At 72.6% G+C, this 13,717-nt stretch carries 15 protein-coding genes; 6 read left to right on the top strand and 9 right to left on the bottom strand.

The genetic code is table 11. The annotated features are described in order from the left end of the window. Positions 1-17 precede the first annotated feature (17 nt). Entirely contained in the window at positions 18-776 is a 759-nt protein-coding gene (locus ACR9Y5_RS07175; RefSeq protein WP_481299532.1) for a fructosamine kinase family protein, read from the bottom strand. A gap of 18 nt (positions 777-794) precedes the next feature. Continuing rightward, positions 795-1,208, bottom strand: coding sequence for a VanZ family protein (locus ACR9Y5_RS07170; RefSeq protein WP_481297319.1), 414 nt, complete (start codon positions 1,206-1,208; stop codon positions 795-797). An 18-nt stretch (positions 1,209-1,226) separates the two neighbouring features. On the opposite strand from ACR9Y5_RS07170, the gene ACR9Y5_RS07165 reads away from it, so the two are divergent. Further along, positions 1,227-2,432: a low temperature requirement protein A gene (locus ACR9Y5_RS07165; protein WP_481297318.1), complete on the top strand. Its 1,206-nt coding sequence runs from the start codon at positions 1,227-1,229 to the stop codon at positions 2,430-2,432. 88 nt (positions 2,433-2,520) lie between these two features. On the opposite strand, the gene ACR9Y5_RS07160 is transcribed toward ACR9Y5_RS07165, so the two are convergent. From ACR9Y5_RS07160 to pdxR, 5 genes are all read right to left on the bottom strand, one after another. Next, positions 2,521-3,051, bottom strand: a complete 531-nt coding sequence (locus ACR9Y5_RS07160; protein ID WP_481297317.1) for a DUF1269 domain-containing protein — start codon at positions 3,049-3,051, stop codon at positions 2,521-2,523. A 201-nt stretch (positions 3,052-3,252) separates the two neighbouring features. Continuing rightward, positions 3,253-3,522: a 30S ribosomal protein S15 gene (rpsO, locus tag ACR9Y5_RS07155; protein ID WP_090036365.1), complete on the bottom strand. Its 270-nt coding sequence runs from the start codon at positions 3,520-3,522 to the stop codon at positions 3,253-3,255. A gap of 145 nt (positions 3,523-3,667) precedes the next feature. Further along, positions 3,668-4,435 (bottom strand): VOC family protein, encoded by a 768-nt coding sequence (locus tag ACR9Y5_RS07150; protein WP_481297316.1) that lies wholly within the window; start codon positions 4,433-4,435, stop codon positions 3,668-3,670. 64 nt (positions 4,436-4,499) lie between these two features. Further along, positions 4,500-5,156: a TetR family transcriptional regulator gene (locus ACR9Y5_RS07145; RefSeq protein ID WP_481297315.1), complete on the bottom strand. Its 657-nt coding sequence runs from the start codon at positions 5,154-5,156 to the stop codon at positions 4,500-4,502. Positions 5,157-5,163: 7 nt separating this feature from the next. Next, positions 5,164-6,615, bottom strand: coding sequence for a MocR-like pyridoxine biosynthesis transcription factor PdxR (gene pdxR, locus ACR9Y5_RS07140; protein WP_481297314.1), 1,452 nt, complete (start codon positions 6,613-6,615; stop codon positions 5,164-5,166). An 80-nt stretch (positions 6,616-6,695) separates the two neighbouring features. Here pdxR and ACR9Y5_RS07135 point away from each other — a divergent pair, with 80 nt between their 5' ends. Beyond that, positions 6,696-7,136 carry a carboxymuconolactone decarboxylase family protein gene (locus ACR9Y5_RS07135; protein ID WP_481297313.1) on the top strand — a complete coding sequence of 147 codons (441 nt, stop codon included), beginning with the start codon at positions 6,696-6,698 and terminating at the stop codon, positions 7,134-7,136. A gap of 87 nt (positions 7,137-7,223) precedes the next feature. On the opposite strand, the gene ACR9Y5_RS07130 is transcribed toward ACR9Y5_RS07135, so the two are convergent. Together ACR9Y5_RS07130 and ACR9Y5_RS07125 are read right to left on the bottom strand one after the other, a co-directional pair. Beyond that, on the bottom strand, positions 7,224-7,598 hold the full coding sequence (locus ACR9Y5_RS07130) for an FKBP-type peptidyl-prolyl cis-trans isomerase (protein ID WP_481297312.1): 375 nt from the start codon (positions 7,596-7,598) through the stop codon (positions 7,224-7,226). Between the two features lie 212 nt (positions 7,599-7,810). Next, positions 7,811-9,205, bottom strand: coding sequence for an FAD-binding oxidoreductase (locus tag ACR9Y5_RS07125; RefSeq protein WP_481297311.1), 1,395 nt, complete (start codon positions 9,203-9,205; stop codon positions 7,811-7,813). 206 nt (positions 9,206-9,411) lie between these two features. Here ACR9Y5_RS07125 and ACR9Y5_RS07120 point away from each other — a divergent pair, with 206 nt between their 5' ends. From ACR9Y5_RS07120 to ACR9Y5_RS07105, 4 genes are all read left to right on the top strand, one after another. Continuing rightward, positions 9,412-10,884 carry a DNA-3-methyladenine glycosylase 2 family protein gene (locus tag ACR9Y5_RS07120; RefSeq protein ID WP_481299531.1) on the top strand — a complete coding sequence of 491 codons (1,473 nt, stop codon included), beginning with the start codon at positions 9,412-9,414 and terminating at the stop codon, positions 10,882-10,884. 109 nt (positions 10,885-10,993) lie between these two features. Next, positions 10,994-11,758: a glycosyltransferase family 2 protein gene (locus ACR9Y5_RS07115; protein ID WP_481297310.1), complete on the top strand. Its 765-nt coding sequence runs from the start codon at positions 10,994-10,996 to the stop codon at positions 11,756-11,758. Between the two features lie 106 nt (positions 11,759-11,864). After that, complete coding sequence (locus ACR9Y5_RS07110; protein WP_481297309.1) at positions 11,865-12,740, top strand: fumarylacetoacetate hydrolase family protein; 876 nt, start codon at positions 11,865-11,867, stop codon at positions 12,738-12,740. A 35-nt stretch (positions 12,741-12,775) separates the two neighbouring features. Continuing rightward, a complete protein-coding gene (locus ACR9Y5_RS07105; protein ID WP_481297308.1) occupies positions 12,776-13,699 on the top strand; it encodes an alpha/beta fold hydrolase in 924 nt (307 codons plus the stop codon). The last annotated feature ends 18 nt before the right edge of the window (positions 13,700-13,717 follow it).

The following is a 13,717-nucleotide window of genomic DNA, read 5'->3' as shown; positions in this document are numbered from 1 at the left end:
GGGGAAGGGCCGGCAGGTCAGAGCGCCAGCGTCGCGCGAGCGGCGTCCGCGAGCGCCCGTCCGTAGGACGGACCGTGTCCGGCCGCGTGCACGGCCAGCGGGTGCAGCTGATGCAGCGGGATGCGCTCCCGCCAGCCGGTGCGCAGCGGTCGGGTCGCATCGTAGCCCGCCACGATCTCGTCGAGGAACGGCGCGCCGAAGAGGTCGAGCATCGCGAGGTCGGTCTCCCGGTGGCCGCCGTGGGCGGCCGGATCGATCAGCACCGCACCCCGCGCATCCCACAGCACGTTGCCGGTCCACAGGTCGCCGTGGATGCGCGCCGGGGGCTCGTCGTCGTCGAACTCGCCGGCCGCGACCCGGTCGAGCGCCTCGCGGATCACCGGCAGCTGCGCCGAGGTCACCGTTCCCGCCTCCACCGCGATGTCGAGGTACGGCGCGACCCGGTCACGGACGTAGAACCGACCCCATGTCGTCTCCCGGGCGACCGGCAGCGGGCGCCGGCCGATGAACAGCGGACCGTCCCAGCCGTCCGGCGGCGCGCCGAAGGCGTCGGCTCCCGCCGCGTGGGTCACGGCGAGCGCCGCTCCGAACGCCCGCGCCGCATCGGCCGTCGGCCGGCTCTCGCTGATCCGTTCCAGCTCGATGCGGCCCGGCCCGGCGTCCGCGACCCGGACGACGCGCGCTCCCCCGTCGCGCTCGGGCTCGGCGAGCCAGCGGAGCCCTGCCGCCTCCGCCTCGAAGAACCGCGCGGGCGCATCCGGCCGCTGCTTGATCAGGGTCTCCACGCCGACACCCTACGACGACCGTCGCCCGCGAGTCGCCAGTGCGCAGAAGGCGACGCCGATCGCGGTACCCAGCGTGTTGGCGAGCAGGTCGCGCGGGTCGCTCACCCGTTCGGGCAGGAAGAGCTGGACGAACTCGATGACCAGCGTCGCTGCAACGCCGATCGCGAGAGCGAGCCACCACCGCCAGGCGCCGAGGAGGAGCGTGAACAGCAGGCCCATCGGGACGAACAGCAGGATGTTGGCGGTGAACTCGGCGACATCGGCGTCCACCCAGCGCAGGCCGGGCAGGCCGGAGACCGCGCGCAGCACCGCGCGCAGCAGCGGGTTCCCCTCCGGGTCCCCGGGTGTCGGGTTCAGCGTGATCCACGCCACCACTGCGAGGTACACGGCGGTGAGGACGGGGAGCACGGCACGGCGGCGCATCCTCCTATGCTGGCGCACATGACCAGCGCGTTCCGCATCCCGATGACCGGACGCTCCACCGACGAGCAGCACAGGGTCTCGAGCCCCCTGGAGCTGCTCTTCGACCTGACGTTCGTCGTGGCCATCGCGCAGGTGGCCGGCCAGCTCGCCCACGCGGGCGAGAGCGGCGACCTGCTGGCGAGGCTGCCGCTCTACCTGCAGGTGTTCTTCGCGATCTGGTGGGCCTGGATGAACTTCACCTGGTTCGCTTCGGCCTACGACACCGACGACGTGCTCTACCGGGTGATGACGCTCGTGCAGATGGGCGGGGTGCTCGTGCTCGCCGCGGGAGTGCCCGCCGCCTTCTCCGGAGGGAGCTTCACGGCCATCATCGTCGGCTACCTGATCATGCGGTTCGCTCTGGTCGGCCAGTGGCTGCGTGCGGCCGTGGAGTACCCGGCCGGGCGTAAGACCGCGCTGCGCTACGCGATCGGCGTCTCGGCCGTGCAGGTGCTGTGGGTCGCCTACGGTTTCCTGCCGCCGCACGTCGCGGTGTACCTGTTCGTGGTGGGTGCGACGCTGGAGCTGCTGGTTCCGCTGTGGGCCGAGCGTCCGGGGATGACGAGCTGGCATCCGCACCACATCGCCGAGCGGTACGGCCTGTTCACGATCATCGTCCTGGGCGAATCGGTCTCCGCGTCGGCCGTGGGCGTGCAGAGCGCGCTCGCCCGGTCCGGCGTCTCCGCCGCGCTTGTGTGGATCGCCGTCGCCGGCCTGGTGCTGCTGTTCGCACTGTGGTGGCTGTACTTCCTGGAGCCGGCCGCCGAAGGGCTCCGCTCGCGGCGCGGCCGGTCGTTCTACTGGGGGTACGGGCACTACTTCGTGTTCGCGTCGCTGGCCGCACTGGGAGCGGGGCTGGAGGTGGCGGTGCAGGAGGGCGCCGCGCACGAAGCCGCGGCGAACACGACGGTGGAGTACATGATCGCGGTGCCCGTGGCGGTCTTCCTGTTCATGCTCTACGTGCTGCACGCACCGCTGGTGCCGGAGGTCGTCATCCGGCCGCTGAAGACCGCGATCTCGATCGCGCTCATCCTCCTGCTGCCGCTCGCCTCCCCCGTGATCGGCCTGGTCGGCGTCACGATCGGGATCGCGCTGGTCGCTGCGGGGCTCGTGGCCGCGACGCTGATCGACCGTGCGGTCGCCCTGCAGAGGGCCGACCGGCAGCCCGGGGGCGCCGAGTCCTAGACCGGGGCGGCCCTGCCCCGCCCGGTTCGCCGCCGCCGCGCCTCCGTAGCTCCGCGGCTCCCTGGCTCGGCGCCTCCGCATCCAGGGCCTACGAGTCCGCGGCTTTGGACACTTCTTCTTCCGACTTCGCGATCGCCTCCTGAAGCTTCTTGTAGTCGTCCTCGTCGATGGCCTTGGCGATGCGCTTGTCCGCCTTCACCAGCGCCTCCTCGACCTTGTCCGCCCATGTGTCGTCCACGACGGCGACGACCGCCGACGATCCGGGCGGCAGGTACTCGTCGAGGTCGACGCCGAGCTTCTTCTCGTCGTGCCGCTTCTGCAGCGCCCCGATGCCGGCTCCGATCCCCGCACCGAGCGCGGTGGCGAGCAGCAGCGGAGGCGCGAACAGGCCGACGACGATGCCGGCGCCCGCCCCGATCCCCGCACCGCGACCCACCTTGCCCGTGTCGTGCTCGGTCACAGTGACCTTGCCGTCGGCGTCGCGAATCATCACGACCGCACCGTCCACTTTGTAGTCGCCGACGTCCTCTCCGGACTTGAGCGCGGCGTAGTCGCTCTCCGCCAACGTGGAGTCCGTGTACGCGCCGACCACCAGGACGAGATTCCTCTCCGCTGCCATGGTGCTGCCTTTCCTCTCGGTGGTCCGCCCGGGCGGCGGTCCTCACGCGGACATGGTCGCCCACGAGGAGGGTCCGGCGGTATACAGCACATCGCGTGGTCCGTGACGAACCCCGGAGACACAGAACGGGCCGCCACCCTAAGGTGACGGCCCGTTCTGAAGAAGTTCGCGGTGTCGATCGAAGTTATCGACGCACGCCTTTTATCGGCGCAGCCCGAGACGCTCGATGAGCGAGCGGTAACGGCTGATGTCGATGTCCGCCAGGTAACCCAGCAGACGGCGACGCTGGCCGACCAGCAGAAGCAGGCCACGACGCGAGTGGTGGTCGTGCTTGTGCTCCTTGAGGTGCTCGGTGAGATCCTTGATCCGCTTGGTCAGGATCGCGACCTGGACCTCGGGGGATCCGGTGTCACCGGGGTGGGTAGCGTACTCTTCGATGATCGCCTTCTTGGTGTCTGCATCCAGCGCCATAGAGGGATCCCCTTTCTGCTCGTTGCGCGGTGCCCGGGGCCGTATGCCTGGGCTCTCTTGATCCGCGGCCGTTAGACGGCAACTGGAAGAGTCTACCAGAAGCACCACGCGGAACCGTCCGCGCGGACGGCCGCGGAGCGGGCGCTCAGAGCGGTTCGGGCTCCGGTTCGAGCAGGGCGAAGACGGCGCCGTGCGGGTCGACGATCTCGGCCCACCGGCCGACACCCGGGGCGGACAGCGGCTCGGTCCTCAGGGTGCCCCCGAGCTCCGTGGCGCGCACGACACCCGCGTCCAGGTCGGCGACGTTGAAATAGACGAGCCAGTGGGCGGGCTCGGTGCCGTCGGAGGTGTACGCGCCGGCCACGCTCGTCTCCCCCACGTCGAACAGCCCGTACGGCTGCTCGCCGACGCGCATCTCGCTCACCGCGATCCCGAGCACGGACTCGTAGAACTCGAACGTCGACTCCGGGTCCGGCGCCACCAGCTCGAGCCAGTCGACCGCGCCCGGCTCGTCGCGCAGCCACGGCGCGTTCCGCTCCATCCGCTGCCACAGGCCGAAGACCGCACCGGCGGGATCCGCCACGATGGCGAGCCACACGCCGGGGACCGCTTCGCCGGGCTCCAGCAGCACCGAGCCGCCCGCGGCGCGCGCCGCATCCGCGGCCGCCTGCAGGTCGTCCACGGAGAAGTACGCGGTCCAGGCGGCGGAGGCGTCGGCGCTCGGCAGCGGGCCGATCGCCGCGACCGCGACACCGCGGCTCTGGGCGAGGGCGAAGTTGCCGGTCTCCGGCAGGAACGGTCCCACCTCCCAGCCGAACAGCTCGCGGTAATAGTGGGCGGCGGCGGCGTGATCCGGGCTCTGCAGGTCGACCCAGATGGGAGTGCCGTGCGGGAACGCGTCTTCGATCGGCATGGCCACACGCTACTCGCCCGCACCCCCGGCGGCGAGAGGCGGCCCACGGCGCGCCGGTGGAGCCTCAGAGCCCGCGCAGCAGGTCCGTCAGAGCGGCGACGACGACCGGGGCCGGCGGCCCGTCGTCATGGCTCGCCCACCACACCAGGGCCGAGAAGATCGCGGCGCTGAGCGCGTCGGCGAGCACCTGCACCCGGAGCTCCTGCGCATCCGCTCCGAGCCGAGTGGAGAGGAAGCCGACCAGCAGGTCGCGGTCGGCCCCCATCGCGGTGACGCCGAAGCCGACGAGCGCGGGATGCGTGCCCATCAGGGCCAGCCGCCGCCGGGTCGCCTCCTCCGCCTCCGGCGGCAGCGTGAGGGCCGCGGTGACGGCCTCCGCCAGCACGTCGGCCACGGCGCGTCCGTCCGGCGGCGCGTCCAGCACGGCGTGCATCCGGCCGACCACCGGCTCGACGCCGCCCCAGACGAGCGCCGGTTTGCTCGGGAAGTAGCGGAAGAGCGTCCTCCGGCCGATCCCGGCGACGGCGGCGATGTCGTCCATCGTCGTCTCCTCGTAGCCGTGCTCGGCGAAGTGCCGCAGCGCGAGGAGGGCGACGCGCTCGGGGTCCACGTCGGCCGGTCGACCCCTGCGCTTGGGCGCGGTGGCACCGGGCGCGGTGGCACCGGGCGCGGTGGCACCGGGCGCGTCGGTACCGGGCGCGGTGGCGTCGGGCGCGGTCATACTCCGATCATTCCACCGGTCGGCCGCTGCCGGCCTCCTCGCGCGCGATCGCCTCCGAGAGGGTGCGCAGCCCATCCGGGATCTGAGCGGCCGGGATGCTGCCGAAGCCGAGCAGCAGACCATCGGGACCCGCGCCGGTCCGGAAACGGGATACCGGCTGCACGTCGACGCCCGCCACCGCCGCCCGCTCGGCGACGCGCGCGGCGTCGAAATGCGCGTCCGCGTCGCGCTGCAGCAGCGCGAGATGCAGCCCCGCCGCGGAGGGGACGGGCACGAGGCCGGGGTCGAGCCGCTCCGCCGCCCGACCCAGCAGCGTGTGGCGATCCTCGTAGACGCGGGTGGCCGCGCGCACGTGCCGGGCGAAACCGCCGGAGTCCAGGAATCGGGCCATCGCCCGCTGCGTCACGGTGTCGCTGTGCCAGTCGGCGAGCCGCCGGGCGTGCCGGAGTGCGGCCACGACGGCGGGCGGCGAGATCACGAAACCGAGGCGGAGCGCCGGCAGCATCGTCTTGGAGAACGTGCCGACATAGACGACGCGGCCCTCCGCATCCAGCCGCTGCAACGGGTCGAGGGGCCGGGCGCCGAAACGGTACTCGCTGTCGTAGTCGTCCTCGATGACGACGGCGTCGTGGCGGGCGGCCCACTCCAGCAGGGCGACGCGGCGCTCCAGGGGCAGGATGCCGCCCAGCGGGAACTGGTGCGACGGCGTCACGTAGACCAGCCGGGCGGGAGGCAGCAGGTCGACGCGCAGACCGTCGCCGTCGACCGGCACCGGCACCACCCGCGCACCCGCCATCTCGAACACCTGCCGGACCGGCGGATAGCCCGGGTCCTCGACCGCGACCGTGTCGCCGGGGCGCAGGAGCACCCGCGCGAGGAGGTCGAACGCCTGCTGGGCGCCGTTCGTGACAACGACATCGGCAGGTCCGGCCTCCACCGAGCGGGCGACGCCGAGGTGGCGCGCGATCCCCTCGCGCAGCCGCGCGACACCCGCGGGGTCGTCGTAGGACGCCGTCCGCAGCGCGGGCCCGCGCAGCTCGGCGGTCATCATGCTCCGCCACGCATCCACGGGGAACAGCGCCGGATCGGGCGAACCGATCCGGAAGTCGTACGCCACCGGTCGTGGCTCGCTCCAGAGCGGGTCGTCGATCGCACGCCAGGCCGGCGCCGGCCGGACGGCTCCCCGCCGGCGGCCGGTGCTCTGCGCGGGGCGCTCGGCCGGCGTGTAGGCGACGAACGTCCCCGCGCCCACCCGCGCATCCAGGTACCCCTCGGCGGCGAGCCGCTCGTACGCTGTGGAGACCGTGGAGCGCGAGACCTGGAGGCTCGCCGCTAGCTCGCGCGTCGCCGGGAGGCGCTCGCCCCGGCGGAGCCTGCCGTCGAGGACGGCGTCGCGGAGCTGACGGTAGATCCGTTCGGCGCGGTCCCCGCGGCCCTCGATGGCGACGTGAAGATCCACGACACTCCCCGGATTGGTCTGATCGGATGCTGTCCGATTGGATCTTACGTCGCGCCATTCGGCTCCGTAGCGTCGAAGCCATGACAGAACGCATCCAGATCCCCTCCCTCGCCCCCGAGGGCTACCGCAAGGTCATCAACCTCGACGGCTACGTCGGCGGCGCGCTCGAAGAGCCGCTCGGCGACCTCGTCAAACTGCGCGCCTCCCAGGTGAACGGCTGCACGTACTGCGTCGACATGCACTCGGTCGACCTCCAGGGCCGCGGTGTGCCGCTGCGCAAGGTGTTCGCCGTGTCCGCCTGGCGCGAGTCGCCGTGGTTCACGGAGCGCGAGCGCATCGCGCTGGAACTGACCGAGGCGGTCACCCTCATCCACCAGGACAGCGTGAGCGACGAGCTCTACGCCCGGGCCCTCGCCGAGTTCGGTGAGACGGGCCTGGCCAACCTGCTGCTCGCCATCGCGACGATCAACATCTGGAACCGGATCGCCATCCCCACGCGGATGCAGCCGCCGAGCCTGTGAGGGGCCCGCGCTGAGAGGCTCCCACCGCAGACGACGAAGCGCTCCCCCGGCCGTGCCGAGGGAGCGCTTCGCGGTTCGAGGGGATGCTCAGCTCACGCCGAGCAGGTCGATCACGAAGATCAGGGTCTTGCCCGAGAGCGGGTGACCGCCGCCGGCCGGGCCGTAGGCGAGCGCGGGCGGGACGGTGAGCTTACGGCGTCCACCGACCTTCATGCCCGGGATGCCGTCCTGCCAGCCCTTGATGAGGTTGTTCAGCGGGAAGTTGATCGACTGGCCGCGGCTCCACGACGAGTCGAACTCCTCGCCCGTCTCGTACTCGACGCCGAGGTAGTGCACGTCGACCTTGGAGCCGGGGGTGGCCTCCGGGCCGGTGCCCTCGATGATGTCGACGATCTCGAGCGTCTCGGGAGCCGGGCCCTCGGGGGCGTCGACGTCGGGCTTCTGGTTGGTGTTCTCTGCCATGCGTTCCATCCAACCGGTGCGCGGGGGCCGCGTCAAAGGCCGTTCGCTGACCGCGCACGGCGATCAGGGGTTGCGCTCGCGCCCCGGGCGGAGCATCCTTAAGGCCATAACTCGATCCCCCGGGAGCGCTGCAGGCATCGCCGCACCACCGGGGGTCGAGTCTGTTAAGCCCCGAATTCGCCAGGCCCCGAATTCCTCAGGCCCCGAATTCCTCAGGCCCCGAAGACTTTGCCCGGGTTGAGGATGCCGAGCGGGTCGAACACCGACTTCAGCTTGACCTGCAGTTCGTACGAGTCGGGCCCGAGCTCGTCGGCGAGCCAGCGGCGCTTCAGCACGCCGACGCCGTGCTCCCCGGTCAGGGTGCCGCCCAGTTCGATGGCGGTGCGGAAGAGGTCGTTGGCGGCATCCCACACCGCCGCAGGAACCTCGTCGCCGGTGTAGACGAAGTTCGGATGCAGGTTGCCGTCTCCGGCGTGAGCGACCGTGGGGATCGGGATGCCGTAGCGCGCGGAGATCCGCTCGATCGCCGCGAACATCTCGGGCATGCGGGAGCGCGGCACGGCCACATCCTCGATCAGCACCTCGCCGGTCGAGGCCAGTGCCGGATGGAACGCGCGGCGCAGTGCGAGCAGCCGTTCGCCCTCGTCGGCGTCCGCCGCCACCCGGACGGTGCCGCCCGTCCCGGTGAGCACCGCGCCCGCCGCCCCGGCGTCGGCCGCCGCGGCCGGGCCGTCGAACTGCACGAGCAGGTAGGCCGCACCGGCGCTCGCGCCGAACGCCTGCTCGATGCGCTCCCGGCCGAGGTAGGCGGAGATGCGTTCGAGCGCCGGTGCGTCGAGCAGCTCCATCACCGCGGGGCGCAGGCGGGCGGCGGTGATGCGCGCCGAGGCCTCCGCGGCGGTGCGCACGTCGGGGAAGAGCGCGCCGAGCGTCACCGGCTCGCCGGGCGGGATGGGCTGAACGCGCACTGTGGCGCCGACGATCACGCCGAGAGTCCCCTCGGACCCGACGAACAGCGCGGTCAGGTCGTAGCCGGTCACGCCCTTGACCGTGCGGTGACCGGTGCGCACGATGCGCCCGTCGGCCAGCACGACGGTGAGGCCGAGCACCGCCTCCCGCGTCACCCCGTACTTCGCGCAGAGCAGGCCGCCGGCGTTGGTGGCGATGTTGCCGCCGACCGTCGAGATCGCCTTGCTCGCGGGGTCGGGTGCGAAGAACAGTCCGTAGGGCTCCAGCGCGGCGTTCAGGTCGCCGTTGACGACGCCCGGCTCCACCACCGCGAGCTGGTCCTCCGCCGAGATCTCGAGGATGCGGTTCATGCCGGACACGTCGAGCACGAGGGAGCCCTCGGTGCCGTTCGCTCCCCCGGCCAGCCCGGTCCCGGCTCCACGCGGCACGACGGGGATGCGGAACTCGCTCGCCGCGCGAAGCGCCGCCTGCACGTGCTCCACCGTGCGGGCGGAGACGATGGCGAGCGGGGAGCCGGCCGCGATCCAGCCGGAGCGATCGGTGCGGGCCGCATCCAGCAGCGCCGGGTCGGTGCTGAGCACGCCCTCGGCGATGGCCTCCTCGCCGAGCGCCGCCGAGAGCCAGTCGAGGACGTCCATGCCCCCAGGCTACCGATCGGGCGGCGAGGGCGTTCCGCGGTGATGTCCGATTTCCGCTATCGGGTGTCGGCGGCGGGTGTCAGGCTGGACGCATGAGCACCATCGAGAAGCCCGCCTCGCATCCCGCAGCGCGACGCGTGGCAGCCCCGCGCGCACGGTCGGCCGACCCGCTCGGCGACCCGGTCTTCGCCGAGCGGTACCGGGCGATGAGTGCTCGGGATGCGCGCTTCGACGGGCAGTTCGTCACCGGCGTGCACACCACCGGCATCTACTGCCGCCCGAGCTGCCCGGCGGTCACGCCGAAGCCGGGGAACGTGTCGTTCTACCTGACAGCGGCCGCCGCGCACGAGGCCGGACTGCGCGCCTGCAAGCGGTGCCTGCCGGACGCCGTGCCCGGATCCCCGGAGTGGAACATCCGCGACGATCTGGCCGCCCGGGCCATGCGGCTCATCGCCGACGGGACCGTCGAGCGGGAGGGCGTGCCCGGGCTGGCCCGCCGCCTCGGGTACACGACACGGCACCTCACGCGGGTGATGACGGCGGAACTGGGCGCCGGTCCGCTCGCCCTGGCCCGCGCCCACCGCGCGCAGACCGCGCGGCTCCTGCTCACCGGATCGGACCTTCCGATCACCGACGTCGCGTTCGCCGCGGGCTTCCACAGCGTGCGTCAGTTCAACGAGACGATCGCGGAGGTGTATCGGCTCACGCCCGGGGCGCTCCGGGCGTCCGCCCGCCGCGGGAGCGCCGTCGCCGCGCATCCCGGGCACGGAGCGGTCTCGATCAGCCTGCGCCTTCCCGCGCGGGCGCCGTTCGACGGCGCGTCGCTGATCGCGTTCCTGGCGGCCAGGGCCATCGGCGGGGTGGAGTCGGCGACGAGCGGGGACGGCGCACCGGGCTACGCGCGCGCACTGCGGCTGCCGCACGGACCCGCGGTCGTCGGGCTGACCCCGACGGGCAGCCCGGAGGCGCCAGCGGTGCAGTGCGAGGCGGCGCTGGCCGATGTGGCCGACCTGGCGCCACTCGTCGCCCGCGTGCGCCGCCTGCTCGACCTGGACGCCGACGCCGACGCCATCGACGCTGCGCTCGCCTCCGACCCCGCCCTCGCGCCCAGCGTGGCGGCCACGCGCGGACTTCGGCTGCCGGGCGCGGTGGATGCGGAGGAGATCGTGTTCCGCGCCCTCATCGGGCAGCAGGTGTCGGTCGCCGCCGCACGGACGGCCCTGACCCGGCTGACCGAGGCGCTGGGCGAGCCCGTGGCGCTGACCATGCCCGGCGCTCCGGCATCCGGCGGGGTCGGCGGGTTCACCCGGCTGTTCCCGACGGCGAGCGCGATCGCCGAGCACGGCCGCGAGGTGCTGCGCGGACCGGTGCGGAGGGTCGACGCGATCGTCGGCGCCGCCGAGAAACTCGCCGACGGCAGCCTCCGCATCGACGTCGGCGAATCCCGGGACGATCTGGAGGCGCGGCTGCTCGCCCTGCCCGGCGTCGGACCGTGGACGGCCGGCTACATCGCCCTGCGCGTGCTCGGCAGCCCCGACGTCCTCCTCACCGGCGACCTGGCACTGCGCCAGGGCGCGGCGCGGCTGGGCCTGCCGTCGGAGCCGCGGGCGCTCGAGGCGTACGGGGCGCGGTGGGCGCCCTGGCGGAGTTACGCGGGGATGCACCTGTGGCGGGGGTGAAGGCTCTGCGAGCTCGGGGTTCGGTTACCTCGGTCGCAGGCTCCCTCGGCGCTTGGGTCGCGGCGTCGCTCCGCGCCGCCTTTTGCTCCACCGCGCGTAAGCTCACACCGTGCCCACCGTCTCCGTCGTGATCCCCGTCCTCGACGACGCGGAGATGCTCGCCCGCTGCCTCGCGGCGCTGGCGGTGCAGCTCCGCCCGGCCGACGAGATCGTCGTGGTCGACAACGGCAGCACCGACGATACGGCCGACATCGCCCGCGCCGCCGGCGCCCGCGTGATCGAGCAGCCCGTTCGCGGCATCTGGCCCGCGGCGTCCGCCGGGTACGACGCCGCCACCGGCGACATCATCGCCCGGCTCGACGCCGACTCGCGGCCGCCGGAGGACTGGCTGCTGCACATCGAGGCGGAACTGATCGACGCCCCGGAGGTCGGTGTGGTCACCGGCCGGGGCGTCTTCTACGACGGCAACCCACTCGTCGCCGGGCTCGGCCAGCTGCTCTACATCGGCGGCTACTTCTGGTCGATGGAGCTGTGGCTCGGCAACGCGCCCATCTTCGGCTCCAACTTCGCCATGCGGCGCGAGGTGTGGGAGGACGTCCGCCCCCGCGTGCACCGCGACCGCGCGGACATCCACGACGACCTCGACCTGTCGTTCCATCTCGACCCCACGACGGTGGTCCGCTACGACGAACGCCTCACCGTGGGCATCTCCGCCCGCCCCTTCGCCACCTGGCACGGACTGGGCCGCCGCCTCCACTGGGCGTACACCACGCTGAGCATGCACCTGCCCGACCAGTCCCCCTGGCGCCGCCGCACGACGCGCCGCCGCCTGGAGCGCGAGCGCGAGCAGGAGGCGCCGGGCGCCGTCGCGTGACGCGGTGGGTGACCCGGCGAGATGGGCATGAACGGGGATCCATCGCCTTCGCGACGCCTGAGCGCCCGCGTTCGGCCGCGCCCGCGCATCCCGATAGCCTGTATCGGTGAGATTCTCGCACCTCAGCACCGCCGCCGATCAGAAGCCCCGCCTCGCCGCCGTCATCGGAGACGGGGCGCTCTTCCTGGACGAGGTGATGGCGGAGCCCCCGCGGGACCTGCAGGAGCTGATCGAGCGCGGCGACGAGGGGCTCGCCGAGGTCCGCGCCATCATCGCCGAGGCGGAGCTGGAGGCAGACGAGCTGCCCACCGCCCACCAGCTGCGCCACGCGTCCGCTGTGCTGCGGCCGCCGCACGTGATCGCGATCGGCGCGAACTACGCCGCGCACGCCTCCGAGCTGAAGCTGCGCAGCGAGAAGGCGGCGACCGTCTTCAACCTGTGGCCCAACTCCCTCGCCGGCCACGGCGGAACCACCGTCTGGCCCGCCGACCTCTCCACGCAGGTGGACTACGAGGCGGAGCTCGGCGTCATCATCGGCAAGCCCGCCCGCGACGTCCCGGTGACTGATGCACTGGACTACGTCTGGGGCTACACCGTGGTCAACGACATCACGGCGCGCGACCTCCAGTTCTCCGAGGCCCAGTGGTCGCGGTGCAAGTCGTTCGACGGGTTCACCCCCACCGGACCCGTCGTCGTCACGGCGGACGAGATCCCCGACCCGCAGGACCTCTGGCTCACGACCAACGTGGACGGCGCGATCCTGCAGGATGCGTCCACCGCCGACATGGTCCGGTCGGTCCCCGAACTGATCGAGTTCCTGTCACGTTCGGCGACCATCCCGCCGGGCACCCTGATCTCCACCGGCAGCCCGGGCGGTGCCGGATACTCGCGGAATCCGCCGGTCTTCCTGCGCGATCGCTCCACCGTCACGGTGTCCATCGGCGGGATCGGCTACCTCACCACGTACTGCCGCGTCACGTGAGACCTGCCGTCGCCGCGGTGGGCTAGCGTAGCCACATGTCGATCGGAGAGCGGCGACCCGTGACGGGTGGGGACGACGAGGCTGCGCGCCTCGACGCCGCCCTGCCCGACATCGACTGGTCCGTCGCGCCGGTGGGCACCGTGTTCACGCGGTTCCGCGCGCCGAGCGGGGAGCTCGCCGTGGCGTCGCTCGGCGACCCGGGCGACCCGCGCGTCGTGCTCATCCCGGGCGTGACCGGCTCGAAGGAGGACTTCTACCTCCTCGCCCCGATCCTCGTCGCCGCCGGCTACTACGTGCAGAGCTACGATCTCGCGGGGCAGTACGAGTCCGCCGACGCCGGGCCGCCGCCCGGCGAGCGGTACACCTACGAGCTGCTGGTCGGCGACGTCGTCGCCTTCCTGCGCGAGGGCGGTGCGGCGCACGTGCTCGGCTACTCGTTCGCGGGCATCCTCGCCCAGCTGGCGCTGGTGCGGCATCCCGAACTGTTCCGGTCGCTGACCCTGCTCACCGCGCCGCCGGAGCCGGGCCAGGCGTTCCGCGGCGTGCGGATCATCGGGTGGCTCAGCTGGCTGACCACCGCCCGGCAGGGCGCGTCGCTGATGATCTGGGGCATCACCACGAACAAGAACCGCGTCTCGGACAGCCGCCTCGCCTTCGTGCGGTCGCGGTTCGCGTTCACCCGCCGCTCGAGCGTCGACGACATCGTCGGCCTCATGAAGCGCGTCCCGGACGTGCGCGCCCGGGTCGCGGCGAGCGGCATCCCGGTGCTGGTCGCGACCGGCGACCACGACCTCTGGCCGACGCACCTGCACGCGGCGAACGCCGAAGCGCTGGGCGGGCGGCTCGCGGTGTACCGCACCGGGCACAGCCCGTGCGAGACGGCTCCGCACCAGCTCGGGCGGGACATGATCGCCCTGTTCCGGGAGGCCGAAGGCGGCGACGCACACCCCTCGCGCTGAGCGCGCCGCATCCAGACA

Source organism: Leifsonia sp. KNZ13-11D, from assembly GCF_056754895.1.
Note: the sequence above shows the minus strand (reverse complement) of the source record. Positions and strands in the feature narration are given on the sequence as shown.

Excerpts from the sequence above, each read along its gene's own strand:
- ACR9Y5_RS07170 (WP_481297319.1), bottom strand. The coding sequence starts at position 1,208 with ATGCGCCGCCGTGCCGTGCTCCCCGTCCTCACCGCCGTGTACCTCGCA.
- ACR9Y5_RS07165 (WP_481297318.1), top strand. The coding sequence starts at position 1,227 with ATGACCAGCGCGTTCCGCATCCCGATGACCGGACGCTCCACCGACGAG.
- ACR9Y5_RS07160 (WP_481297317.1), bottom strand. The coding sequence starts at position 3,051 with ATGGCAGCGGAGAGGAATCTCGTCCTGGTGGTCGGCGCGTACACGGAC.
- rpsO (WP_090036365.1), bottom strand. The coding sequence starts at position 3,522 with ATGGCGCTGGATGCAGACACCAAGAAGGCGATCATCGAAGAGTACGCT.
- ACR9Y5_RS07150 (WP_481297316.1), bottom strand. The coding sequence starts at position 4,435 with ATGCCGATCGAAGACGCGTTCCCGCACGGCACTCCCATCTGGGTCGAC.
- ACR9Y5_RS07145 (WP_481297315.1), bottom strand. The coding sequence starts at position 5,156 with ATGACCGCGCCCGACGCCACCGCGCCCGGTACCGACGCGCCCGGTGCC.
- ACR9Y5_RS07135 (WP_481297313.1), top strand. The coding sequence starts at position 6,696 with ATGACAGAACGCATCCAGATCCCCTCCCTCGCCCCCGAGGGCTACCGC.
- ACR9Y5_RS07130 (WP_481297312.1), bottom strand. The coding sequence starts at position 7,598 with ATGGCAGAGAACACCAACCAGAAGCCCGACGTCGACGCCCCCGAGGGC.
- ACR9Y5_RS07125 (WP_481297311.1), bottom strand. The coding sequence starts at position 9,205 with ATGGACGTCCTCGACTGGCTCTCGGCGGCGCTCGGCGAGGAGGCCATC.
- ACR9Y5_RS07120 (WP_481299531.1), top strand. The coding sequence starts at position 9,412 with ATGAGTGCTCGGGATGCGCGCTTCGACGGGCAGTTCGTCACCGGCGTG.
- ACR9Y5_RS07105 (WP_481297308.1), top strand. The coding sequence starts at position 12,776 with ATGTCGATCGGAGAGCGGCGACCCGTGACGGGTGGGGACGACGAGGCT.